The organism is Micromonospora vinacea, assembly GCF_015751785.1.
GTDB lineage: Bacteria > Actinomycetota > Actinomycetes > Mycobacteriales > Micromonosporaceae > Micromonospora > Micromonospora vinacea.
On record NZ_JADOTY010000001.1, the window covers coordinates 4,356,784 to 4,379,596 of the forward strand.

The window sequence follows — 22,813 nt, forward strand, 5'->3', positions numbered from 1 at the left end:
GGGCGCGCAGCCGGCCGTCCTCGACGGCATCAGACGTTCCGGCTCAGGCCAGGTGGCCGCCGATCTTCGTGTAGCCGCGCAGCAGGTCCCGCGAGATGATCAGCCGCTGCATCTCGTCGGTGCCCTCGAAGATCCGGTAGAGCCGGACCTGCCGGTACCAGCGTTCGATCGGCAGCTCTCGGGTGTAGCCCATGCCGCCGTGGATCTGGAGCACCCGGTCGACCACCCGGTTGACCATGCCGGCGCCGTAGAGCTTGCCCATCGACGAGGCGTGCCGGGGGTCCAGGCCCGCGTCGACGGTCCACGCCGAGCGCAGCACCAGCCAACGGGCCGCCTCCAGCTCCGTCTCGGAGTCGGCGATCATCCACTGGATGGCCTGGTTGGTGCCGATCTTCGCGCCGAAGGTCTCCCGGGTGTTGGCGTACTCGATGGCCATCTGCAACACCCGCTCGGCGATGCCGATGGCGTGCGACGGGATGGTGTAGCGCCCCTTGCCGATCCACTCCATGCCGAGCGTGAAGCCCTGCCCGATCTCGCCGAGGATGTTGCGGTGCGGCACGCGTACGCCGTCGAAGATGAGCGACGCGGGCCCGCCCTCGCCCATCGTCTGGATGAACTCGGAGCGCCAGCCCATCGAGCGGTCCACCAGGAACGCGGTGGCGCCGCCGTTCCGGGCGCCCTTCTCCCGGTCGGTCACCGCGACCACGATGGCGAAGTCGGCGTCGTGACCGCCGGTGATGAAGGTCTTCTCGCCGTCGAGGATCCAGTCGTCGCCGTCGCGGCGGGCGGACAGCCGGATGTTGGCCGCGTCGGACCCGGCGCCCGGTTCGGTGATCGCGAAGCAGGAACGCCGCTCACCCTCGATGGTGGGGATGAGGAACTCCCGCTTCTGCTCCTCGGTGGCGTGGAACAGGATGTTGTCCGCCTCGCCACCGAAGCGGAACGGTACGAACGTGCGGCCCAGCTCGGTCCAGATCAACGACTGGAGCACGGCTGGCAGGTTCATCCCGCCGTACTCTTCCGGGGTGGCGAGGCCCCAGAAGCCGAACTTGCGCGCCTTGAGTTGCAGTTCGCGCACCTCGGAGTGGTCGAGGCCCGGTTGGTGCGCCCGTTCGCGGCGGAGCACCTCCGCTTCCAGGGGCATCACCTCGCGGGTGATGAACGCGCGCACGGTGTCTCGGACGGCGCGTTCCTCGTCGGACAGTGCGAAGTCCACGGTTCCCCCTCGGTCGGCGTGGTGCGCCGCTGCGGGTCGCAGCGGTCATCCCTAAACTAGCGGTGTAAGTTTTCATTCGTCCAGACCCCTCGTGGAGACGCCGACCCGACGACGGTCCCCGATAGGGTGCGTGAACAGGTGGTTCCCACGGGCAGGGACGCCCCACACCGAGGAGGTCTGACGTGCCCCGACCTCGGCGGCCGCTGCTCACCCGCGACCGGATCGTCGAGACGGCGCTCGCGCTGATCGACGCCGACGGGCTCGGCGCACTCTCCACCCGCCGGCTCGCCGCCGCGCTCGGCGTGCAGGGTCCCTCGCTCTACAACCACTTCGCCACCAAGGACGAGATCCTCGACGCGGTCGCCGACACGGTCACCGGCGCCGTCGACACCGGTGGCTTCGCCAGCCGCGACTGGGTCGCCGCGCTACGCGACTGGGCCTGGTCGTACCGGCGGGCGCTCACCGCGCACCCGAACATCGTGCCCTACCTGGCCCAGGGGCCGGGTCGTCGTCCAGCCGCCCTCGCCATGGCCGACGCGGTCTACGGAGGCCTGGTCCGGGCCGGCTGGCCGCCGGCCCGCGCCACCCACATCGGCGCGGCGCTGCGCTACTTCGTGGCCGGGTCGGCGCTCGGCTCGTTCGCCCGCGGTTTCGTCGAGGACCCGGAGCTGTACGCGGCGCACTACCCGCACCTGCGTCAGGCACACCGGCTCGCCGAGCACCAGCAGAGCGTCGACGAGGGCGCCTTCGCGCTCGGCCTGGACGCCCTGCTGCACGGACTGGCCGCCGAGTACACCCGCACCGTCGACACGGTGGAGTCCGCCCGGCCCAACGGGTAGCGTCCAAACTCCCAGCGCTAGTTTCATCGCCCGCCGCGACGTCGTCGCCATCCCCCATCGCGACCCCGTCGCCATCGCCCATCGCCCACCATCGAAGGGACGACATGGACCTCGCCGCCCCGCCGTCGCAGTTGCCCGACTCCCTGCGCCTCCGGCACCACCTGCACGTCGGTGGGGAGTGGACGTCACCCGCCGGCACCGACCTGATCGACGTGGAGAACCCGAGCACCGGGGAGCGGGTCGGGCAGGTGCCGGCCGGTACCCCGGCTGACGTGGACCGCGCCGTGGCCGCGGCCCGGGCCGCGTTTCCCGCCTGGTCGGCCGCCACCCCCGCCGAGCGCTCCGCCCACCTCGACCGGCTGCACACGGCGCTCACCACCCGCGCCGACGACCTCGCCCGCACCATCACCGTGGAGCTGGGCGCGCCGCTCAAGCTCGCCACCCGGGTGCAGGTCGGGCTGCCGCTGACCGTGCTGCGCGACCACGTCGCGCTCGCCGCCCGCGCGCCGGTCGAGGAGAGCATCGGCAACTCGCTCGTCGTCCGCGAGCCGATCGGCGTCGTCGGCGCGATCATCCCGTGGAACTACCCACTGCACCAGGTGATGGCGAAGCTCGCACCCGCCCTGGCCGCCGGCTGCACGGTGGTGCTCAAGCCCAGCGAGCTGACCCCGTTGACCGCGTACCTGCTCTTCGACGCGGTCGCCGAGGCCGGATTGCCGCCGGGGGTGCTCAACCTGGTCCCCGGCACCGGGCCGGTGGTCGGTGAGGCGCTCGCCGGGCATCCCGACGTCGACCTGGTCTCGTTCACCGGCTCCACCGCCACCGGCGCGCGGATCATGCGGGCCGCCGCGGACCGGATCGCCCGGGTCGCCCTGGAGCTGGGGGGCAAGTCCGCCAACGTGATCCTCCCCGACGCCGACCTGGCCACCGCCGTCAAGGTGGGCGTCGGCAACGCCCTGCTCAACTCCGGGCAGACCTGCACCGCGTGGACCCGCATGCTGGTGCACCGCGACCGGTACGACGAGGCCCTGCACCTGATCGCCACGGCGGTGGCCGGCTACCGGCTCGGCGACCCGTTCGACCCGGCGACCCGGCTCGGCCCGCTGGTCTCCGCCGCCCAGGCCGAGCGGGTGCGCGGCCACATCGACAGGGCCCTCGCCGACGGCGCCCGACTGGTCGTCGGCGGGCCCGACGCCCCGGTGCCGACTCGGGGGCACTTCGTCGCCCCGACCGTCTTCGCCGACGTGCACCCCGACAGCGCGCTCGCCCAGGAGGAGGTCTTCGGCCCGGTGCTCGCCGTCATCCCGTTCGCCGACACCGACGAGGCGGTCGCCATCGCCAACAACTCGAAGTACGGGCTGGCCGGCGCGGTCTGGTCCGCCGACACCGACGCGGCGCTCGCGGTGGCCCGGCGGTTGCGCACCGGCGCCGTCGACATCAACGGCGCCCCGTTCAACCCGCTCGCCCCGTTCGGCGGCTACAAGCAGTCCGGCCTGGGCCGGGAGTTGGGCGTGCACGGCCTGGCCGAGTTCTGCGAGCTGAAGGCGATCCAGCGATGAAAGACAGCGAGCTGTCCCCGGCCGCGCCCGCAGGCCGGCCCGACCTGTCCCCGACCGCGCCGGGCGGCGGCGCCGAGCCGGCGTCCGCGCCGGTCATCGTTCGCGCGCTTGTCGCGCGCGGTTCCGGCGCCGAGCTGCGGGTCGAGCGGGTACGCCTGCCCGCGCCCGGCCCCGGCGAGGTGCGGGTGACGATCAGGGCGGCCGGTGTCTGCCACTCCGACCTGTCCATGGTCAACGGCACCCTCGCCGCGAGGTTCCCGCTGGCGCTGGGGCACGAGGCGACTGGGGTGGTGGCCGAGGTCGGGCCGGGCAGCCACCTGACCGTCGGCACCCCGGTGGTGCTCAACTGGGCGCCGGCCTGCCGGGCCTGCTGGTGGTGCCGGCGCGGCGAGCCGTGGCTCTGCGCCGACACCACCGCCCCGACGGTGCCGCGCGGCGAGACCGACGACGGGGTCCCGCTGCACCTGACCCTCGGCCTCGGCGCGCTCGCCGAGGCGGTGGTGGTACCCGAACGTGCCGTCATCCCGATTCCCGCCGGGCTGCCGCCCGAGCAGGCCGCACTGCTCGGCTGCGCGGTGCTCACCGGCGTCGGCGCGGTCCGGAACACCGCCCGGGTGGCACCCGGCGAGTCGGTCGCTGTCGTCGGGCTCGGTGGGGTCGGGCTCGCCGTTCTCAGCGCGGCCCGCCGGGCCGGTGCCACGACGATCCTGGCCATCGACGTCGCCGAAGCGAAGCGGGAACTGGCGCTCGCCGCCGGGGCGACCGACTTCCTGCTCTCCGACGACCGGCTCTCCAAGGAGGTACGGGCGCGCACCGAGAGCCGTGGCGTCGACCATGCCTTCGAGTGCGTCGGCCGGGCCGCCACCATCCGCGCCGCCTGGCGGCTCACCCGGCGTGGGGGAGCGGTGACGGTGGTCGGCATGGGCGCGAAGGACGACATGGTCAGCCTCGGCGCGCTGGACATCTTCCACTCCGCGCGCACCCTGCGCTCCTCGGTGTACGGCTCGTCCGACCCGGACCGGGAGGTGCCGGTGCTGGCTGCCGAGCTCGCCGACCGCGCACTGGATCTGGGTGTGCTGGTCAGCGGAACGATCCCGTTGGACGAGGCGCCCGCGGCGTTCGACCGGCTGGCGCGGGGCGAGGGCGCCCGCTGGGTGGTCACAGTGGACTGACGCTCGTCACAGCCGGGATCTCAGCACGTCGACCTCGCAGCCTGGTGCGTACGGGTCGAAGCCGTGCTCGACGAGCCAGCGGACCGCCAGCAGGCTTCGCAACGACCACCACGCGCGGATCACGTCGAGGTCGACGTCGGCGCGGTAGCCGGCGAGGACGTCGCCGAGGTGCTCCTCGTGGCCGAGCGTCAGGGTGGCCAGGTCGAAGAGGGCGTCGCCCTGGCCCGCCTCGGACCAGTCGAGGACGCCGGTGATCTCGTCACCGTCGACGAACACGTGGGTGATCTGCAGGTCGCCGTGGGTGAATACCGGTGTCCACGGGCGGAGCGCCGCCTCGGCAACCTGGCGGTTGCGGGTGACCAGGTCGGTGGGGAGGACGCCGTTGCCGACCAGCCACGCGCACTCGGCGTCGAGCTGCGACGTCAACTCCTCGCGGCTGCGGCCCGGCCAGGGCGGTAGCGGCGCGTCGTGCAGCGTGCGAGCGGCGGCGCCGGCCGCGGCCCACGCCGCCGGGGACGCGGTCGACGGTTCGCCGAGGCGACCGAGCGCCGTTCCGGGCAGGGCGGCGAGCGCGAGCACGGGCGTCCTACGCCAGAGGACCTCGGGGGTCGGGACGGGCGCCAGCACCATCGCCTCGACCTCGACGTCGGTACGCCCCGGGTCAGCGTCGATCTTCAGGAACACGTCGCCGACGCGCAGGGTGGCGCGTTCCTGGTGGGCGACGACGACTTCGACCTCCGGCACAGCGGCCATTGTCGCGCCCCGACCATCGACGGCCCAGCGGTTTCCCGGGACGACGGGCGTGGTTGGCCAGGCGCCCCGGGCTGACCCCGGACGGGGCCAACCTGGGCGTCTGAGCGACGCGAGCCGTGCGACTGGTCAGAAGGGCGGGGCGTCCTCGCCCATCAGCGCCAGCACGACGCCGCCCTTGCCGCTCTTGAGGCCCTGTACGACGACCTTGCCGGTGCTGCCGTCGGGCAACTCCAGGGTGAAGGTCTTTCCAACTGCGTTCTTGGGGCCGTTGCCGGCGCTGTTTGCGGGTCGGAAGTCGCCCGCCCACGGCGGGGTCCCGCCTCTACGGGCCGGCTCGGCGAAGAGCGCGGCGGTGCCGGGGGTCCTGGTGCCGTCTGAGGAAAGGAGCACTGAGGCGCTGCGAAAGGTAGCCATATGCGCCAAGGCTAACCCGGAAGTGCCCGATCGCGGCACCACAGTTGCCCGGGACGGCGATTCGGTCGTTGTCTCGCTCCCGGCCGTTGCGCCGGGAGCTATACCTAGCAGTACTATGCATCGTACTTCTAGGTTCAGTGGTGGGAGGTTACGTGAAGGTCGCCAAGGATCTGGTCGCCGCCTCGGCGACGCCGATGGTGCTCGGCATCCTGGCCGAGGGCGAGAGCTACGGCTACGCCATCATCAGGCGGATCAACGAGCTGTCCGGGGGTGAGCTGGACTGGACCGAAGGGCTGCTCTACCCGTTGCTGCACCGGCTCGAGCGCCTCGGCCACCTGGAGTCGAGCTGGCAGGCGGTCGCCGGCGAGCGGAAGCGCAAGTACTACCGCATCACCGACCGGGGCCTGGCCGAGCTGGCCGAGCAGCGCCGGCAGTGGGACACAGTGGTAGGCGCGCTCAAGGAGATCTGGCACGACCGCGCGCCGCTCACGGCGCACCCGTTGGAGGGTCTCGCATGACCGCGCACGACGGGCCGCCGGAGTTGGAAGCGCAGTTCGAGCAGTGGCGTCAGTACGTGCTGCGCCGCAGGGAGCTGCAGGCAGTGGACGCCGACGAGCTGGAAGACCACCTCCGTGGCTCGGTCGACGCGCTCGTCGCCGCCGGCCTGAGCCCGGACGAGGCGTTCCTGGTCGCTGTGAAACGGATGGGCAGCCTCGACGACCTCTCCCGTGAGTTCGCCCGGGAACATTCGGAACGGTTGTGGAAGCAACTGGTGCTGACCGGCGACTCCGGCAGCCCGGTCGGCGGCACGCGTTCGCGCCGGGACCTGTGGGTCATGCTCGGCTGTGCCGCGGGCGCGCTGGTCTCCGTCAAGGTGCCGGCACTGTTCGGGCTGAGCTTCGCCGACGACGGCTCGTTCTACGCGCGCAACTTCACAGTGTTCGTGCTGCCCTGGCTGGCGGCGTACCTGGCGTGGCGCCGGGGAGCCCGACGGACGGTGATCGCGGCACTGGCGGCGCTCTTCGTCCTCGGCGCCGTGGCGGCCAACGCCTACCCTCTGGCGGACGATTCGCAGTCAGTGGTCGTCACCAGCATCCACCTCCCCATCGCCCTGTGGCTGGTGGTCGGTCTGGCCTATGTCGCCGACGACTGGCGCTCGTCGCGTCGACGCATGGACTTCATCAGGTTCACCGGCGAGTGGTTCATCTACCTGGTGCTGATGGCGCTCGGCGGGGGCGTGCTCGCCGCGTTCCTGTTCAACACCTTCGCGGCCATCGGGATCGTCCCGGAGGCGTTCATCTCGCAGTGGTTGCTGCCCGGTGGTGCCGCGGCCGCGGTCGTGGTGGCCGGCTGGCTCGTCGAGGCCAAGCAGAGTGTCGTCGAGAACATCGCGCCGGTCCTCACCCGGTTGTTCACCCCGCTCTTCACCGCCGCCCTGCTCGCCTTCCTCGTCGCTGTCGTCTGGACCAGCCACGGCATCGACGTCGAGCGGGAGGCGCTGCTGCTGTTCGACCTCCTGCTGGTCGTGGTGCTGGGGTTGCTGCTCTACTCACTCTCGGCCCGTGACCCGCTGGCCCCGCCCGGCCCGTTCGACAAACTCCAACTCGCGCTGGTGGTCAGTGCGTTGGCCATCGACGTGCTGGTGCTGCTGGAGATCACCGGGCGCATCACCGACGAGTACGGCGGTACGCCCAACCGGGCCGCCGCGCTCGGCGAGAACGTGATCCTCCTGGTCAACCTCGCGTGGTCGGCGTGGCTCCTGCTGTCCTTCATCCGTCGGCGCACGCCGTTCGCGACACTCGAACGCTGGCAGACCGGCTACCTGCCGGTGTACGCGGTGTGGGCCTGGATCGTGGTCCTCGTCTTCCCGCCGCTGTTCAGCTTCGCCTAGTCGGCGCGATCGACCACCCGCGCACCGACGTCAGCGCGGACCGGTCAGGCGGACCGTGACGCGCGAGCCGGCCCACCCCTCGCGGGTGGGCCGGCTGCGGGTCACTTGCCGGTGACGATGCCCGGGTTGATGCAGAGCCCCGGGTTGGCGCCGTTCTTCTCCGCGATCTCCAGACAGCGGGTCACCTTGTCGACTTTCGCGTTGGTCTCGGTGATCTGCTTGGAGATCTCGGCGTTCTTGCGGTCCTGCTCCAGGTTGCGGGTCTGCGCGAGCTTGTCCTGGAACGCCTTGATGTTGCCCTCGGTCTTGTCGTCGTGGTTCACCCGGGTGATGGTCACCGAGAGGATGTCCACGTCGGTGGCGAGGCGGGCCTCCGCACTGGTCTTGATGTTCGCCGCGAACGGCTTCAGGTCGACGTTGAGGTCACCGGTCTGGGCGTCGATCTTCTCCAGCGGGTTGTACGCGGCGAAGGCGTCGTTGACCGCGCTGTCGAGCTGCACACCCACCCGCTGACCCCGGAAGCTGCCGAAGTCGCCCTTGTAGTCCATGAACTGCTTCGGCGCGTTCTCCGGCTTGACCTGCCATTCGACGAGCACCTCGACGCAGGCGTCGGCGAGGGTGCCGGTTCGCACACGTACGCAGTTGTTGCCGCCGATGTGGTCGTACTTCTGCCGGCCCGCGTCCCACTCGCCGACCTTCTGCCAGGGCGCCACCCACTTCAGGCCCGAGCCGGTCACCTCGCCGGTGGGCTTGCCGAAGCTGGTGACGATGCCGACCGAGCGGATGGGCACCGAGTGGGCGCTGGAGGCGACGCCGACCACCAGAGTGAGGGCGAGGAAGCCGAGCGCCGCGAGGGCGGCCATCCGCTTGAACGACCGTGCGGGAGCGACGAGAGCGACGACGGCGCTGACCGCCAGGGCGACGGCGAAGACGATCGCCATGGTGAAGCCGACGGGCATGGGGTGGGGACCTTCCGGTGGGCTGTGTGGATCATCAACCTAGGGGGTCCGGTCAAGTCGACGGCGCGGGGGAGTGGCGTTCGGGCACGCCAAACGCCTGTCGAATATGGAGCCGATCGACATGGTTCGACTCTGGCGGCCCGCCGTAGGTTTCGTCCACGCGACGGGCCTGTGACCACGGTCACCGAACCGACCGTCGCCGCGACGTGCGGAGGATGAGGCGATGGCCGGGCAAGCGCTCCTGTCGGCCCGTGGGCTGACCCGCGACTTCCGGGGCTTCCGGGCGGTCGACGACGTCGACCTCGACGTGGCGTCGGACAGTGTGCACGCGCTGGTCGGCCCGAACGGCGCGGGCAAGACCACCCTGTTCAACCTGCTCACCGGCTTCCTGCGACCCAGTGGTGGCCGGATCGAGCTGGCCGGGCGGGACGTCACCGGGCTGCCCCCCGAGCAGGTGGCCCGGCTCGGTGTGGCCCGCTCGTTCCAGATCACCAGCCTCTTTCCGCAGCTGTCCGCCCGCGAGCACGTCGCGCTGGCGTTGCAGTCGTCCAGCGGGCTGGGCTGGCGCTTCTGGCGCTCGGCCAAGCTGATGGGCCGCTACACCGAGCGGGCCGACGAACTGCTGGCCATGGTGGGGCTGGCCGAGCTGGCGCACGCCCCCTCAGCGGCCCTGGCGTACGGCCGCAAACGCGCCCTGGAGTTGGCCATCGCCCTGGCGCTGGACCCGAAGGTGCTGCTGCTCGACGAGCCGACAGCGGGCATGGGCCTGGAGGACGTCGACCGCACCGTCGAGCTGATCGGTCGGGTCCGCCAGGGCCGGACCGTGGTGATGGTCGAGCACAACATGAGCGTGGTCGGCCGGCTCGCCGACACCGTCACAGTGCTCCAGGCCGGCAAGGTCCTCGTCGAGGGCCCGTACGAGCAGGTCCGCGCCGACGAGCGCGTGATCACCGCCTACCTGGGAGTGGCCGATGCTGCGCATTGAGAACCTGTCCGCCTTCTACGGCGAGGCGCAGGTGCTGCGCGACGTCAGCCTCGAGGTCTCCGTCGGCGAGGTGGTCACCCTGGTCGGCCGCAACGGTGCCGGCAAGTCCACACTGCTGCGCTGCGTGATGGGACTGCATTCTGGTCAGCGCGGCACTGTGGAGCTGGACGGGCGGGACATCACCAGGCTGCCGGCGCACAAGCGGGCCCGTCTGGGGCTCGGCTGGGTGCCCGACGACCGGGGCAGCTACGCCACGTTGACCGTCACCGAGAACCTCACGCTGCCACCCACTGTCGGTCCCGACCCGTGGTCGCTGGAGCGGGTGTACGAGGCGTTCCCGGCCCTGCACACCCGACGGGACTCGGCGGCCACCATGCTCTCCGGCGGCGAGCAGCAGATGCTCGCGCTGGCCCGGGTGCTGCGGATGGGCGCCCGACTGCTGCTCTGCGACGAGCCCACCGAGGGGCTGTCGCCACTGCTGGTGCAGCAGGTCGGCGACCTGCTGCGCGAGGCCAAGCGGCACGGGGTGACAGTGCTGCTTGTCGAACAGAACCTGCACTTCGCCACCGGTGTCGCCGACCGGCACTACCTGCTGGCCGAGGGCCGGGTCGCCGAGGCGATGGACAACTCCGAGGTGCGTTCACGCGAGCGCGAACTGCTCGCGTACCTCGGGATCTGAATTTTCTCAACGACGACCCGCGCGACGGCGCGCGGGATGGATGGAGTGGGCATGCGCAGGACGATGGGTGTGGCCGCGGCGTCGGCCGTGGTGGTGCTGGTCGCCGGATGCGGCGGCGGTGGCCCCCAGTCGAGTGGCGACCAGAAGCTGACCGGCGACAAGATCGTGCTGGGCGTGCTCAACGACCAGTCCGGGGCGTACTCGGAGTTGTCCGGGAAGAACTCGGTGGCGGCGGTGGAGATGGCCATCGCCGACTTCACAGCGAAGTACGGCGACAAGGCGGTGACCACCGACATCACAGTGGAGACCGCCGACCACCAGAACAAGCCGGACGTGGCCAACTCCAAGGCCCAGGAGATGTACGACCGCAAGGGCGTCGACCTGATCCTGGACGTGCCCACCTCGTCGGCCGCGTTGAAGGTCGCCGACGTGGCGAAGGAGAAGAAGAAGCTCTACTTCAACATCGGTGCGGCGACCACCGACCTGACCGGCAAGAGCTGCAACAAGTACACCTTCCACTACGCGTACGACACGTACATGCTGGCCAACGGCACCGGGAAGACCACCACCGAGCAGATCGGCAAGAACTGGTACATCCTCTACCCGAACTACGCCTTCGGTCAGGACATGGAGAAGAGCTTCTCCACCGCGATCACGGCGGCCGGCGGCACTGTGGTCGGCAAGGACGGGGCGCCGTTCCCGAACACCAGCGGTGACTTCTCCACCTTCCTGCTCAAGGCGCCGAACCTGAACCCGAAGCCGGACGTGCTGGGCACCATGCAGGCCGGCGCGGAGCTTGTCAACGTGGTGAAGCAGTACAACGAGTTCAAGCTGCGGGACAAGGGCGTCGGCCTGGCGGTGGGGCTGATGTTCCTCACCGACATCCACTCGCTCACCCCGGCCGCGCTGGCCGGCACCACGTACACCGACGCCTGGTACTGGAACTTCGACGCCAAGAACCGGGAGTTCGCCGACCGCTTCCAGCAGAAGGTCGGCACTCGGCCGACCTTCGCGCACGCCGCCAACTACTCTGCCGCGTTGCAGTACCTGGAGGCCGTGCAGGCAGCCGGCACCGACGACGCGGACGCCGTGGTCAAGGGCCTGGAGGGCAAGACGGTCGAGGACGTCTTCCTGCGCAACGGGAAGATCCGCGCCGAGGACCACCGGGTGGTGCACGACGCGTACCTGGCCCAGGTGAAGCCGCAGGCCGAGGTCGCCGAGCCGTGGGACTACGTGAAGGTGCTCAAGACGATCCCCGCCGCGGAGGCGTTCCGCGCGCCCTCGGCGGACTGCAAACTGTGAGCGCGAGGAGTGAGCCGGTTTTGCGAGCCCCGCAGTCGCGAACGGACGTGACGCGGTGAGCGGATTCGCGCAGAACACGTTCAACGGGTTGGTGAGTGGGGCGTTCTACGCCCTGCTCGCCCTCGGGCTCGCTGTCATCTTCGGCATGCTGCGGGTGGTCAACTTCGCCCACGGCGCGTTCTACATGCTCGGCGCGTTTGGGGCGTACGTGCTGCTCAGCGAGGCGGGCGTGCCGTTCTGGGCCGCCTTGGTGATCATGCCGGTGGGGTTGGGTCTGCTCGGCATGGCGCTGGAACGCGCGGTGATCCACCGGCTGACCAAACTGGACCCGCTCTACAACTTCCTGCTCACCTTCGGTCTGACGCTGATCCTTCAGGACCTGGTGAAACTGCGCTACGGCGTGCAGTCCAGCCCGTACGAGACGCCGTCGCTGCTGAGCGGGTCGGTCAACTTCGGGTTGTTCGACTTCCCGACGTACCGGGTGTTCATCCTCGGCTTCGCGGTGCTGCTCTGCGTCGCGGTGTGGTGGGTGCTGACCCGGACCCGGATCGGCATGGTGGTCCGCGCGTCCACCGAGCGGCCGGATCTGACCCGCGCGTTCGGCATCGACGTCGGACGGTGGGTGACTCCGGTCTTCGGCTTCGGCATCGGGCTGGCCGGCCTCGCCGGTGTGCTGGCCGCGCCGATGCGCGCTGTCAACCCGTTGATGGGCGCGGACCTCATCATCGTGGTGTTCGCAGTGGTGGTGATCGGCGGGCTGGGCTCGATCTTCGGGTCGGTCGCCGCCGGCTTCGGCATCGGGCTGGTGCAGGCGTGGGGTGAGGCGTACCTCTCCAACTTCCCGCTCGTCTCGCAGACGATCGTCTTCGTCGTGATGGCCGGCGTGCTGCTCTGGCGCCCGGCCGGCCTGTTCGGTCGGGAGGAGGCCCCCGCATGACCAACACCGTGGACACCCCCACCGACGCGTCCCGCTCGACACCACCGTCCGGGCTGATCGCGGTGGCCCGGGCCCCCGGCTGGGTCCGGTACGCCCTGCTCGCCGTCGGCCTGGCCGTGGCGGCGTGGCTGCCCAACGGCCTCTACCCGGCGGTCGCTGTGGACATCCTCTGCTGGGCGCTGTTCGCCGTGGCGGTGGACCTGCTGCTCGGCTTCACCGGGCTGATGTCCTTCGGCCACGCCGCGTTCTGGGGCACCTCCGCGTACGTCACCGGGCTGGTGGCCATCCACGCCGGCCTGCCGTTTCCCCTCGCGGTGCTGGCCGGGGCCCTCGCCGCGGCCGTGCTGGCGGTGCCGATCGGCTACCTGGCGGTCAAGCGCACCGGCATCTACTTCGCCATGGTGACCCTGGCCTTCGCGCAGATGGTCTACTACGTCGCCAACGAGTGGCGCTCGGTGACCCAGGGCGAGAACGGCCTCCAGGGGGTGCCCCGGGAGCTGTTCGGCCTCGACCTCACCGACGACTACTTCTTCTACTACGCGATCCTGCCGATCGTGCTGCTCGGGCTCGCCGCCGCCTGGCGGATCGTGCACTCACCGTTCGGTCGGGTGCTGGTCGGCATCCGGGACAACCCGGCCCGGGCGCGGGCGCTGGGCTACCCGGTGCACCGCTACAAGCTCACCGCGTTCGTGCTCTCCGGGTTCATCGCCGGCCTCGGTGGCGGGCTGTTCGCTGTCGGCCACCGGTTCGTCTCGCTGGACGTGCTGCACTGGACCACCTCCGGCAAGGCCGTCATCGTGGTGGTGCTCGGCGGGATCGGCACCCTCTGGGGTGGGGTGCTCGGCGCCGCCCTCGTGGTCCGGCTGGAGGACTGGTTGTCGTTCTCCGGGTTCGAGGCGATCGGCCTGGTGACCGGCGGCATCTTCGTCCTGGTCGTGGTGCTGTTCCGGCGCGGCATCTGGGGCAGCGTGGCCGCGCTGGCCCACCGGCTGGCGGCCCGCCGCCGCTGAATTTCCGCGACGGCGCATCCGCCGCGCGCCCTCCGAGCGAACCCCCGGGTAGAGAACGTCTACCCGGGGGTACGTCTGGTGCTGACCGATCCGATGCCGGCGGAGGCCGTGGAGATCGCGCACAAGCAGGTTTCGCTGGCGGCCGAGGACCTGGACGCCAACGGCGTCGCCTCGGTGCTGCTGGAGTTGGTCGGGGCGTGGGGCGTTCCGGCGCTCTGGGAGCAGGTCTGCCGTCCGCTGCTGGCCCGGCTGTCGGGGCGGACCGCCGCCGAGATCGTCGTCGAGCACGCCCTCTTCGAGGGCGTCCGGGTCGGGTTGGACGCGTACCGCCGGGAGCCGGGCCGGTCACTGCCCACCGGCGGGGTGCTGCTGGCCGGCGCCGAGAAGGAGGCGCACAGCCTGGGTCTGCTGGCGCTCGCCGCCGCGCTGCGCGAGCAGGGCCGCGGCTGTCTGAACCTCGGCCCCGCGCTGCCCTGGTCCGCCCTCACGAGCGCTGTGTACCGGGCCCGCCCGCGCACCGTCGTGCTCTGGTCGCAGACGCCGCTCACCGGCCGCGCGTACCGCCTGGTGCGCTTCGCCCGGGACTTTCCGCTCCTTCGGGTGTACGGCGCGGGGCCGGGCTGGATCGAGCCGCTCGGCCATCCGGCGATCCGTCTCGGCACGTTGACGGAGGCCGTCGAAGCCTGCCTGGCGGTCCTACCCGGGCGTGATGCCCACCACATACGATACGGATCGGTGCCGTATCGTTAATACGCGTCGTAGGCTGACCCGCGTTACGAGTCTGACCCGTATCGTATTTCGTCGCGGGTGACCAGCGTGGGGGGAAAGCACGGCATGGAGCTGCACAACAACACCGGACACCCGAGGCGGTGGGCGATCCTGGGGGTGCTGGTGATCAGCCTCCTCGTGGTCGTCCTCGACAACACGATCCTCAACGTCGCCCTACGCACCCTGGCCGACCCGGTGCACGGCCTCGGCGCCAGCCAGGGCGAGCTGGAGTGGTCCATCAACTCCTACACCCTGGTCTTCGCCGGACTGCTGTTCACCTTCGGGGTGCTCGGCGACCGCGCCGGCCGCAAGCGCTTCCTGATGATCGGCCTGGTGCTGTTCGGCCTGGCGTCACTGCTCTCCGCGTACGCCCAGAGCCCCGGACAGCTCATCGCGGCCCGCGCCCTGATGGGGGTCGGCGGCGCGGCCATCATGCCGGTGACACTGTCGATCATCTCCAACGTCTTCGACCCGCGCGAGCGTGGTCGGGCCATCGGTGTCTGGGCCGGCGCCGTCGGCCTCGCCGTGGCGATCGGCCCGATCCTCGGCGGCGCGCTGCTGGAGCACTTCTGGTGGGGCTCGGTCTTCCTGATCAACGTGCCGGTGGTCGCCGCCGGCGTGGTGCTGGTGGCGCTGCTGGTCCCCGAGTCGCGTGACCCGCGGCCCGGCCGGATCGACGTGCTCGGCGTGCTGCTCTCCGTGGTCGGCCTGGTCGCCCTCTCCTACGGCATCATCGACGGCGGCGAGCACGGCTTCGACCGCCCGGTGGCCTGGGGCTCGATCCTGGTCGGCATCGCGGTGCTGGCCTGGTTCGTGCAGCACGAGCGGCGCAGCGACCACCCGTCGCTGGACGTCCGACTGTTCAAGGTGCCCCGGTTCGCCGCGCCGGTCGCCATCGTCGGCCTGGTGTTCTTCGCCGCGATGGGCTCGATGTTCTTCGGCTCGTTCTACCTGCAACTCGTACGCGACTACAGCCCGTTGCAGACCGGTCTGCTCTTCCTGCCCTTCGCCGGCGCCCAGCTGGTCTTCGCGCCGCGCAGCGCCGCGATGGTCCGCCGCTACGGCGGCAAGGCGGTCGCCACCGTCGGGTTGGCGCTGACCGTGGTGTCACTCGGCGCCTTCGTCTTCATCGGCGCCTCCACCCCGATCTGGATCGTGCTGCTCGTCTTCCTCATCCAGGGCGCCGGAATGGCCAACATCATGCCGCCGGCCACCGAGTCGATCATGTCGGCGCTGCCCCGGGAGAAGGCCGGGGTGGGCTCCGCGGTCAGCAACACCATCCGCCAGGTGGCCGGCGCGCTCGGCGTGGCCGTCCTCGGCTCGGTGCTCTCCGCGGTCTACCGCAGCGACATCGGTGACGCGCTGACCGGTCTGCCCACGCAGGCCCAGGACGCGGCCAACGAGTCGATCTCCGGGGCGTACGCGGCAGCGGGCCAGCTCGGCCCGGCGGCGCCCGCGCTGATCTCGGCGGCCAACGACGCCTTCGTCACCGCCATGCACTGGGCGGCCGGGCTCTCCGCTGTCATCGCCGCACTCGGGATCATCGTGGTGCTGCGCTGGATGCCAGGCAAGGAGGACACGAGCGTCGCCCCGGCGGCCCCGGTCGCCGAGCCTGAACTGGCCGGCACGGCATAGGTTCGGGGAGAATGGCGGACATGACGTCCACTGCCGATGCTCCGCGGTCGCCCGGGCGACCGCGGAGCATCCGCGCCGACGAGGCGATCATCGAGGCCACCCTCGACCTGCTCGCCGAGGGCAGCACCATCGAGGCGCTCTCGATCGAGGCGATCGCCACCCGCGCCGGGGTCGGCAAGGCCACCATCTACCGCCGCTGGGCCGGCAAGGACGCGTTGCTGCTGGACGCGTTGCGCCGACTCAAGGGCGTCCTGGCGCAGCCGGCGGGCCACTCCGTCCGCGACGACCTGGTGCTGCTGGTCGGCGCGATCGGCAAGAACGTCGACCCGCGAGCGGCCAAGATCATGCCCTGCCTGGCCCCCGCCGTGAACCGCAGCGCCGACCAGTTCCAGCTCTACCAGAACATCATCTCGCCCCGGCGACAGCTGATGCGCGAGGTGCTGCGCCGCGGCATCGACGAGGGAGTCCTCCGCGCCGACATCGACGTCGAGGTGACGATGGCGCTGCTCACCGGGCCGATGCTGATCCAGCGGGTGCTGCAGTGGAACCCGGACCTGGACGAGCAGTCCCTGCCCGAACGGGTCGTCGACGCCGTGCTGGAGGGCATCCGGGCCCGCTGACGCCGGCCGTTCGGCCGGCGCCGTTCGTGCCCGGTGGCGTCGGGTGGCTCGGTCGGCGGCGTTCGTGCCGCCGACCGGCGTTAGTTGGCCGGCGCGCGCAGTCGGTGCAGGCGCAGCGCGAGCTGCACCTCAAGCGCCCGCTCGGGCCGCTGCCAGTCGACGCCGAGCAACTGCCCGACCCGCTCCAACCGCTGGGTCACCGTGTTGACGTGCACGTGCAGTTGCTCGGCGGCCCGGGCCAGGCTGCCACCCACCCCGAAGTACGCCTCCAGCGTCTTCACCAGCGCCGTACCGCGCCGGGCGTCGTAGTCGAGGACCGGCCCGACGGTGGCGCCGAGGAACTCCGTCACGTCCTTCTCACCCCGGTCACCGACAGTGCCCAGCAACAACCCGACGAAGCCCAACTCCACAGTGCTCGCGCCCTGCCCGGCGCGGCCCAGCGCGCCCAACGCCGTCAGGCACCGGTCCGCCTCCTGGAACGTCCCGGCCAACGCCGCCGGGGTGTTCGATGGGCCACTCGCCCCGGCGGTCACCGGCCGGCCGGTCACCCGGGACAGGTCCCGGGCCACCGCGCGGGCGCTGCCGCCCGCGTCCAACCCGGGCAGCATCAGCACCACCCGGCCGTCACGCGCCGCGGCCAGTCCACCGCGCGCCGAGGCGTACGTGGTGGCCCACGAGAGCACCCGCTGCCGGGCCGATCCGGTCGCGGCGATCGCGTCGTCGCCCACCGCCACCAGCACGTGCGGTGCGTCCAGGTCCACCCCGAGCCGACGGGCCCGGCTACGCAGCGCGTCGGTGTCGCGCAGTGGGCGGGCGATCAGGTCGTCCAACAGCTCGCCACGCACCCGTCCCTCCGCCTCGGCGACCGTCCGGCGGAACAGCAGCAGCAACGCGGTCACCAACGCGGCCCGCTCCAGGATGCGCTGGTCGGCGTCGACCAACTCGTCGTCCGGGCGCAGCACCAGCGCGCCCAGGTTCTCCGCGCCGGCCACCACCGCCGCGTACCAGAGGGGACCCCGGCGGACACTGCGCCCCTCGGTCCGCGACGCCGCCACCGCCTCGACGATGTCCGCGCGGTCCGGCTCGTCGATCTCACCCACCCGGGCCAGCAGGCGGCCCTCGGCGTCCAGGGCCAGCAGCGCGCCGCCCAGCACCTCGGTCACCGCCGCCGCCACGTCCTCCACGCCGCCGCCGCGCAGCACCAGCGCCGTCATCCGGTCGTGTGCCGCCGCGGCCCGCTCCACCGAGCTGCTGTGCGCCCGGATGGTGGTGTTCGCGGCCGACAACTCGGCCAACGCCGACCGGGTCTCGGTCAGCAGCCGCGCTGTGTCGATCGCCACCGCGGCGTGCGCGGCCAACGACACCAGCAGCGCCACCTCCTCCCGGACGAACGGTCGGGCCGAACGGTTGGCCGCGTACAGCACCCCGATCGACGTCGAGCCGAGCCGCAGCGGCACCCCGAGGATCGCCACCAGCCCCTCCTCACCCACCCCGGCGTCTATCTCGCCGGTGTGGTGGAAGCGCGCGTCCTCGCCGTAGTTGGCGGTGACGTACGGGGCGCCGGACTGGGCCACCAGGCCACCGAGACCGGCGCCCATCGGCAGGCGCAGCCGCTGGAACCGGGCCGAGACCGACCCGTCGGTCACCCGCATGTAGGTGTCGCCACGTTCGTCGTCGTTGAGCGTCATGTACGCCACGTCCGCGCCGAGCAGGTGACGGGCCCGGTGCACGATCGCCCGCAACACGTCGTCCAGGTCGCGTAGCCCGGCCAGGTCGCTGACCGTGTCGTACAGGCCGGACAGCTCGCTCTCCCGGCGGCGGCGACGCTCCAGCAGCGCGCGGACCCGTAACGCCACCGACTTGGCCTGCTCCAGCTCGGCCAGCCGGTCCGGCGGCAGCCCGGCGGCCCGCGCGGCCACCAGCGGTCCCTCGAACTCGACCGTCGCCGCCTCTCGGGCGAGCAACTCCAGGAACTCCACCGGCGATGACATGGTCGACATTGTGCTCAACCCCACTAGTTGGCCGTCCAGCCCCCGTCGAGGGCGATCGACGCGCCGGTGATGAACGCCGCCGGCGGCGAGCAGAGGTACGCCAGCAGTTCCGCCACCTCCTCCGGCTCGATCAACCGCTTGATCGCGGCCCGAGCCAGCATGATCTTCTCGATCACCTCGGCCTCGTCGATGCCGTGACTGGCCGCCTGGTCGGCGATCTGGCTCTCCACCAGGGCGGTACGCACGTACGCCGGGTTGATGCAGTTGGCGGTGACCCCGTGCGCGGCGCCCTCCAGAGCGACCACCTTCGACAGCCCTTCCAGGGCGTGCTTCGCCGAAACGTAGGCCGCCTTGTACGGCGAGGCGCGCAACCCGTGCACCGACGAGATGTTGATGACCCGCCCCCAGCCCCGCGCGTACATGTGCGGCAACGCCCGGCGGATCAGCAGGAACGGCGCCTCCACCATCACCCGCTGGATGTACTCGAAACGCTCCACGGGGAAGTCCTGCAACGGCGCGACGTGCTGGAGCCCGGCGTTGTTCACCACGATGTCCACGTCCACGTCGAGTGAATCCACCGCCGCGGCGTCGGACAGGTCCACACCCTCGGCCCTGCCACCAGCCTCGGCGGCCACCGCCTTGGCCGCCTCCAGGTTGCGGTCCACCACGAGCACCTTGGCGCCGGCCGCGCCCAGTCGCAGGGCACACGCCCGCCCGATGCCGCCGCCGCCCCCGGTGACCAGGGCGGTCCGACCGGAGAGGTCGACCTGCACGACGTGGGGGACCACCACGGGTTCTGCCGTCATGGCGCAAGAAGTTACGAGCTGTGTGCTCCCCGGCACATGGGCCAGCGACACATACTCCGTACCAAAGCTGTGTGGCCCCACCCGTCCCTGCCGCCCGCCTCCGCCGCGCCTCGCGACGCCGCGCCCCGCCGAGCCTCGCGACGCCGGGCCCGAGCGTCGTCAAGATCCGCGCAATATCGGGGATGTTGCTGTCTCGTTCGCGTCGGAGGCAGCAACATCCGGGAAGTTGCGGAGATCTTGGTGTGGGGTGCGGGGTGCGGGGGCGTGTCCCGTGGGGCTGGTGGGAAGGGCGCCGGTTAGGGTGTCGAACACACGTACTGCTGACGGCTGGGGAGGGGGCGGCGTGCGCGTGCTCGGTGTGGACCCGGGGTTGACCCGGTGTGGGGTGGGCGTGGTCGAGGGTGTGCCCGGACGGCCCTGCACGCTGGTCGCCTACTACGTGGTCTACACCGATCCGGCCGACGACCTGGCGCTGCGGCTGTTGCACCTGGACCGGTCGCTGAACAAGCTGGTCGCCGAGCACCAACCGGAGAGCGTCGCCGTCGAGCGGGTGTTCAGTCAGCACAACGTTCGTACCGTGATGGGCACCGCGCAGGCCAGTGGCATCGCCGTGCTGGCCGGGGCGCGGGCCGGGCTGCCGGTGCAGACGTACACGCCGAGCGAGGTGAAGGCGGCCGTGACCGGGTCCGGTCAGGCCGACAAGGCGCAGATGACCGCGATGGTGACCCGGCTGTTGCGGCTGGCCGAGCCGCCGAAGCCGGCGGACGCCGCCGACGCGCTGGCCCTGGCCATCTGTCACGTGTGGCGCGGCGGGACCCGCTCCAAGCTGGCCGCCGCGGCCGACCGGGCACGACGAGGAGGAGCACGATGATCGCCAGCGTGCGCGGCACGGTGACCGCGACGGGTCCGGACCAGGCCGTGATCGAGGTCGGCGGGGTCGGGCTCGCCGTGCACTGCGCCCCGGGGACCCTCGCGGAGCTGCGGGTCGGCCAGGTCGCCCGGCTCGCCACCAGCCTGATCGTGCGGGAAGACTCGCTGACCCTCTACGGCTTCGCCGACGACGACGCCAAGTCGCTGTTCGAGCTGCTCCAGACCGCCAGTGGGGTCGGCCCGCGACTGGCCCAGGCGGTGCTGGCGGTGCACACCCCGGACGCGGTGCGCAAGGCGATCGCCAACGCTGACACGGCCGCCCTGACCCGCGTACCCGGGATTGGCAAGAAGGGTGCGGAACGCCTCGTGTTGGAGCTGCGCGACCGGATCGGCCCGGTGCCGATCGGCGCCGACGGTGTAGCCGGGGTGACCCGCGGCAGCTGGCCCGACCAGGTCCGGCAGGCGCTGGTGGGGCTGGGCTGGACGGCCGGTCAGGCCGATCAGGCGGTAGCCGCGGTGGCGGAGTCGATCGAGGGTGAGACCCCGCCGGTGCCGGTCCTGCTCAAGCAGGCCATCCGACTGCTCGGCCGCACCCGATGACCGCCCGGTCGCGAATGAAGGCGGCACGATGAGCGCGAGGAGTGAGCCGGGTTTGCGAGCCCCGCAGTCGCGAATGAAGGCGGCACGATGAGCGAGACCGAGGGGCTCGTCTCGGCGTACGTCAGTGACGCCGACCGGGACGCGGAGGCCACCGTCCGGCCGAGGCGGTTGGCCGAGTTCATCGCCCAGGACCGGGTGCGCGACCAGCTCGACCTGTTGTTGCAGGGCGCCATGCGACGGGGGTCGCCACCGGATCACATCCTGCTGTCGGGTCCACCGGGTCTGGGTAAGACGAGTCTGGCCAACATCGTCGCCGCCGAGTTGGGCGCGGGCATCCGGGTGACCAGCGGCCCGGCGATCGAGCGTTCCGGTGATCTGGCGGCGATCCTGACCAGCCTCGCCGAGGGCGACGTGCTCTTCATCGACGAGATTCATCGGATCGCGCGCCCGGCCGAGGAGTTGCTGTACAGCGCGATGGAGGACTTCCGGGTCGACGTGGTGGTCGGCAAGGGTCCGGGGGCGACGGCGATCCCGTTGGACGTCGAGCCGTTCACCCTGGTCGGCGCGACGACCCGCTCGGGCCTGTTGACCGGGCCGATGCGGGACCGGTTCGGTTTCGTCGCGCACCTCGACTTCTACGCTCCGGCGGATCTGGAGACGTTGCTGCACCGTTCGGCGCGGATCCTGGGGGTGCCGATCACTCCGGAGGGTGCGACCGAGATCGCCGGTCGGTCGCGGGGCACGCCGCGGATCGCCAACCGGCTGCTGCGCCGGGTCCGTGACTACGCCGAGGTCCGGGCGGACGGGGTGGTCGATCTCGACACCGCCCGTGCGGCCCTGATCGTGTACGACGTGGACGCGCTGGGCCTGGACCGGCTGGACCGTGCGGTGTTGACCGCCCTGGTCGACTCGTTCCGGGGCGGTCCGGTCGGGTTGTCCACCCTCGCTGTGGCGGTGGGGGAGCAGCCGGACACGGTGGAGGAGGTCTGCGAGCCGTTCCTGGTGCGAGCCGGGCTGTTGGCCCGGACGCCTCGGGGTCGGGTGGCGACCGAGGCCGCCTGGCGGCATCTGGGCCGTACACCGCCGAATGGTACATTTGGTGCAGATGCTCCACCAGTGCCCGACTTGTTCTCGTTGGATGTCGATCAGCCGTGATGTGAACGTGATCTGTGCCGCATTCGGCGTTCTCAGGTGCAGGGTTTAGACTTCGCCGCGGTCTGTACAGGACGTGAGAATCCGCCTCCGCTCCGGCACCCACGGTGCCGGGCAGGTGGCCAATGGGAAGGTCAGTAACCGTGCATTACGCAGCAGCGGGTGGCGGGGCCGGCGGTTTCACGCCGATCCTGATGATCGCCCTGCTCTTCGGTGTCATGTACTTCATGATGATCCGGCCCCAGCAGAAGCGCCGCAAAGAGGCGGAGTCGATGCAGTCCAACCTCGGTCCCGGCGACGAGGTCGTGACCATCGGTGGGCTCTACGGCACGGTCACCGGCATCGAGGACGACACTGTCCTGATCGAGGTCGCACCGGGCGTGCAGACCCGCTACGCCCGCCCGGCCATCGCGCGGGTGGTCACCCGCGCGGAACTGCCGAGCGAGCCGGTCACCGAGGACGCGGACACCGTCAAGGAGTGACCCCCCCCGGGGAGCGGCGAGTCCGGCGTACGGCCGGTCGGCCGGCTTCCGGGTCGTCGCGCCCGACGGGGCAGCGGACGAGACGTGAAAACTGGATAGTTGGGTCGACGCCGGGCGTCGGCACGTTCCCGTGACCGTCGGCGTTCCGCGCCGGGGTGCCCGGTCCTCGTGTC

General features: G+C 71.3%; 23 protein-coding genes. 17 read left to right on the forward strand and 6 right to left on the reverse strand.

The features are described from left to right. Positions 1–43 precede the first annotated feature (43 nt). On the reverse strand, positions 44–1,216 hold the full coding sequence (locus tag IW249_RS20585) for an acyl-CoA dehydrogenase family protein (RefSeq protein WP_196922268.1): 1,173 nt from the start codon (positions 1,214–1,216) through the stop codon (positions 44–46). A gap of 182 nt (positions 1,217–1,398) precedes the next feature. Here IW249_RS20585 and IW249_RS20590 point away from each other — a divergent pair, with 182 nt between their 5' ends. The 3 genes from IW249_RS20590 to IW249_RS20600 all read left to right on the forward strand — a co-directional run bounded on the left by IW249_RS20590 (position 1,399) and on the right by IW249_RS20600 (position 4,786). Continuing rightward, positions 1,399–2,055 carry a TetR/AcrR family transcriptional regulator C-terminal domain-containing protein gene (locus tag IW249_RS20590; protein WP_196922269.1) on the forward strand — a complete coding sequence of 219 codons (657 nt, stop codon included), beginning with the start codon at positions 1,399–1,401 and terminating at the stop codon, positions 2,053–2,055. A 104-nt stretch (positions 2,056–2,159) separates the two neighbouring features. Then, positions 2,160–3,614: an aldehyde dehydrogenase family protein gene (locus IW249_RS20595; protein ID WP_196922270.1), complete on the forward strand. Its 1,455-nt coding sequence runs from the start codon at positions 2,160–2,162 to the stop codon at positions 3,612–3,614. Continuing rightward, positions 3,611–4,786, forward strand: a complete 1,176-nt coding sequence (locus tag IW249_RS20600) for an alcohol dehydrogenase catalytic domain-containing protein (protein WP_231392588.1) — start codon at positions 3,611–3,613, stop codon at positions 4,784–4,786. The genes IW249_RS20595 and IW249_RS20600 overlap by 4 nt, the downstream gene beginning before the upstream one ends. 6 nt (positions 4,787–4,792) lie before the next feature. On the opposite strand, the gene IW249_RS20605 is transcribed toward IW249_RS20600, so the two are convergent. Together IW249_RS20605 and IW249_RS20610 are read right to left on the reverse strand one after the other, a co-directional pair. Beyond that, positions 4,793–5,539, reverse strand: coding sequence for a phosphotransferase family protein (locus IW249_RS20605; protein ID WP_196922271.1), 747 nt, complete (start codon positions 5,537–5,539; stop codon positions 4,793–4,795). A gap of 126 nt (positions 5,540–5,665) precedes the next feature. Next, positions 5,666–5,929, reverse strand: coding sequence for a hypothetical protein (locus IW249_RS20610; protein WP_088999874.1), 264 nt, complete (start codon positions 5,927–5,929; stop codon positions 5,666–5,668). Positions 5,930–6,147: 218 nt separating this feature from the next. On the opposite strand from IW249_RS20610, the gene IW249_RS20615 reads away from it, so the two are divergent. Beyond that, positions 6,148–6,471 (forward strand): PadR family transcriptional regulator, encoded by a 324-nt coding sequence (locus IW249_RS20615; protein WP_231393828.1) that lies wholly within the window; start codon positions 6,148–6,150, stop codon positions 6,469–6,471. Then, positions 6,468–7,844, forward strand: coding sequence for a permease prefix domain 1-containing protein (locus IW249_RS20620; protein WP_196922272.1), 1,377 nt, complete (start codon positions 6,468–6,470; stop codon positions 7,842–7,844). Before IW249_RS20615 ends, IW249_RS20620 begins: the two co-directional genes overlap by 4 nt. Positions 7,845–7,945: 101 nt before the next feature. Here the strand turns inward: IW249_RS20620 and IW249_RS20625 are convergent, their stop codons facing one another. Next, positions 7,946–8,803 (reverse strand): SPFH domain-containing protein, encoded by an 858-nt coding sequence (locus IW249_RS20625; protein ID WP_196922273.1) that lies wholly within the window; start codon positions 8,801–8,803, stop codon positions 7,946–7,948. Positions 8,804–9,026: 223 nt separating this feature from the next. Here IW249_RS20625 and IW249_RS20630 point away from each other — a divergent pair, with 223 nt between their 5' ends. The 8 genes from IW249_RS20630 (at position 9,027) to IW249_RS20665 (ending at position 16,739) form a co-directional block, all read left to right on the forward strand. Then, a complete protein-coding gene (locus IW249_RS20630; protein ID WP_196922274.1) occupies positions 9,027–9,788 on the forward strand; it encodes an ABC transporter ATP-binding protein in 762 nt (253 codons plus the stop codon). Next, entirely contained in the window at positions 9,775–10,467 is a 693-nt protein-coding gene (locus IW249_RS20635; protein WP_196922275.1) for an ABC transporter ATP-binding protein, read from the forward strand. The genes IW249_RS20630 and IW249_RS20635 overlap by 14 nt, the downstream gene beginning before the upstream one ends. A 51-nt stretch (positions 10,468–10,518) precedes the next feature. After that, the gene (locus IW249_RS20640; protein WP_372432985.1) at positions 10,519–11,769 is read left to right on the forward strand and encodes an ABC transporter substrate-binding protein; all 1,251 of its coding nucleotides are present in this window, start codon (positions 10,519–10,521) and stop codon (positions 11,767–11,769) included. Positions 11,770–11,824: 55 nt separating this feature from the next. After that, positions 11,825–12,706 carry a branched-chain amino acid ABC transporter permease gene (locus IW249_RS20645; RefSeq protein WP_196922276.1) on the forward strand — a complete coding sequence of 294 codons (882 nt, stop codon included), beginning with the start codon at positions 11,825–11,827 and terminating at the stop codon, positions 12,704–12,706. Next, positions 12,703–13,716: a branched-chain amino acid ABC transporter permease gene (locus IW249_RS20650; protein WP_196922277.1), complete on the forward strand. Its 1,014-nt coding sequence runs from the start codon at positions 12,703–12,705 to the stop codon at positions 13,714–13,716. The genes IW249_RS20645 and IW249_RS20650 overlap by 4 nt, the downstream gene beginning before the upstream one ends. 78 nt (positions 13,717–13,794) lie before the next feature. Then, positions 13,795–14,466: a transcriptional regulator gene (locus IW249_RS20655; protein WP_307788649.1), complete on the forward strand. Its 672-nt coding sequence runs from the start codon at positions 13,795–13,797 to the stop codon at positions 14,464–14,466. 84 nt (positions 14,467–14,550) lie between these two features. Beyond that, positions 14,551–16,119, forward strand: coding sequence for an MFS transporter (locus IW249_RS20660; RefSeq protein ID WP_196924880.1), 1,569 nt, complete (start codon positions 14,551–14,553; stop codon positions 16,117–16,119). Positions 16,120–16,130: 11 nt separating this feature from the next. Then, positions 16,131–16,739 carry a TetR/AcrR family transcriptional regulator gene (locus IW249_RS20665; RefSeq protein WP_196922278.1) on the forward strand — a complete coding sequence of 203 codons (609 nt, stop codon included), beginning with the start codon at positions 16,131–16,133 and terminating at the stop codon, positions 16,737–16,739. A gap of 80 nt (positions 16,740–16,819) precedes the next feature. On the opposite strand, the gene IW249_RS20670 is transcribed toward IW249_RS20665, so the two are convergent. Both IW249_RS20670 and IW249_RS20675 read right to left on the reverse strand, forming a co-directional pair. Then, on the reverse strand, positions 16,820–18,739 hold the full coding sequence (locus IW249_RS20670) for a helix-turn-helix domain-containing protein (RefSeq protein WP_196922279.1): 1,920 nt from the start codon (positions 18,737–18,739) through the stop codon (positions 16,820–16,822). 14 nt (positions 18,740–18,753) lie between these two features. Then, on the reverse strand, positions 18,754–19,536 hold the full coding sequence (locus tag IW249_RS20675) for a 3-hydroxybutyrate dehydrogenase (protein WP_196922280.1): 783 nt from the start codon (positions 19,534–19,536) through the stop codon (positions 18,754–18,756). Between the two features lie 343 nt (positions 19,537–19,879). Between IW249_RS20675 and ruvC the strand changes: the two genes are divergently transcribed. The 4 genes from ruvC (at position 19,880) to yajC (ending at position 22,640) form a co-directional block, all read left to right on the forward strand. After that, positions 19,880–20,407, forward strand: a complete 528-nt coding sequence (gene ruvC / locus IW249_RS20680; protein ID WP_112584546.1) for a crossover junction endodeoxyribonuclease RuvC — start codon at positions 19,880–19,882, stop codon at positions 20,405–20,407. After that, positions 20,404–21,006 carry a Holliday junction branch migration protein RuvA gene (gene ruvA / locus IW249_RS20685; RefSeq protein ID WP_091401818.1) on the forward strand — a complete coding sequence of 201 codons (603 nt, stop codon included), beginning with the start codon at positions 20,404–20,406 and terminating at the stop codon, positions 21,004–21,006. The genes ruvC and ruvA overlap by 4 nt, the downstream gene beginning before the upstream one ends. 87 nt (positions 21,007–21,093) lie before the next feature. Then, positions 21,094–22,161 (forward strand): Holliday junction branch migration DNA helicase RuvB, encoded by a 1,068-nt coding sequence (gene ruvB, locus IW249_RS20690; protein ID WP_196922281.1) that lies wholly within the window; start codon positions 21,094–21,096, stop codon positions 22,159–22,161. A 122-nt stretch (positions 22,162–22,283) separates the two neighbouring features. Further along, positions 22,284–22,640: a preprotein translocase subunit YajC gene (gene yajC, locus IW249_RS20695; RefSeq protein ID WP_196922282.1), complete on the forward strand. Its 357-nt coding sequence runs from the start codon at positions 22,284–22,286 to the stop codon at positions 22,638–22,640. The last annotated feature ends 173 nt before the right edge of the window (positions 22,641–22,813 follow it).

Coding starts and splice junctions, on each gene's coding strand:
- IW249_RS20595 (WP_196922270.1), top strand. CDS start 2,160: ATGGACCTCGCCGCCCCGCCGTCGCAGTTGCCCGACTCCCTGCGCCTC.
- IW249_RS20600 (WP_231392588.1), top strand. CDS start 3,611: ATGAAAGACAGCGAGCTGTCCCCGGCCGCGCCCGCAGGCCGGCCCGAC.
- IW249_RS20605 (WP_196922271.1), bottom strand. CDS start 5,539: ATGGCCGCTGTGCCGGAGGTCGAAGTCGTCGTCGCCCACCAGGAACGC.
- IW249_RS20615 (WP_231393828.1), top strand. CDS start 6,148: ATGGTGCTCGGCATCCTGGCCGAGGGCGAGAGCTACGGCTACGCCATC.
- IW249_RS20620 (WP_196922272.1), top strand. CDS start 6,468: ATGACCGCGCACGACGGGCCGCCGGAGTTGGAAGCGCAGTTCGAGCAG.
- IW249_RS20625 (WP_196922273.1), bottom strand. CDS start 8,803: ATGCCCGTCGGCTTCACCATGGCGATCGTCTTCGCCGTCGCCCTGGCG.
- IW249_RS20630 (WP_196922274.1), top strand. CDS start 9,027: ATGGCCGGGCAAGCGCTCCTGTCGGCCCGTGGGCTGACCCGCGACTTC.
- IW249_RS20635 (WP_196922275.1), top strand. CDS start 9,775: ATGCTGCGCATTGAGAACCTGTCCGCCTTCTACGGCGAGGCGCAGGTG.
- IW249_RS20640 (WP_372432985.1), top strand. CDS start 10,519: ATGCGCAGGACGATGGGTGTGGCCGCGGCGTCGGCCGTGGTGGTGCTG.
- IW249_RS20650 (WP_196922277.1), top strand. CDS start 12,703: ATGACCAACACCGTGGACACCCCCACCGACGCGTCCCGCTCGACACCA.
- IW249_RS20660 (WP_196924880.1), top strand. CDS start 14,551: ATGGAGCTGCACAACAACACCGGACACCCGAGGCGGTGGGCGATCCTG.
- IW249_RS20665 (WP_196922278.1), top strand. CDS start 16,131: ATGGCGGACATGACGTCCACTGCCGATGCTCCGCGGTCGCCCGGGCGA.
- IW249_RS20670 (WP_196922279.1), bottom strand. CDS start 18,739: ATGTCGACCATGTCATCGCCGGTGGAGTTCCTGGAGTTGCTCGCCCGA.
- IW249_RS20675 (WP_196922280.1), bottom strand. CDS start 19,536: ATGACGGCAGAACCCGTGGTGGTCCCCCACGTCGTGCAGGTCGACCTC.
- ruvA (WP_091401818.1), top strand. CDS start 20,404: ATGATCGCCAGCGTGCGCGGCACGGTGACCGCGACGGGTCCGGACCAG.
- ruvB (WP_196922281.1), top strand. CDS start 21,094: ATGAGCGAGACCGAGGGGCTCGTCTCGGCGTACGTCAGTGACGCCGAC.
- yajC (WP_196922282.1), top strand. CDS start 22,284: ATGGGAAGGTCAGTAACCGTGCATTACGCAGCAGCGGGTGGCGGGGCC.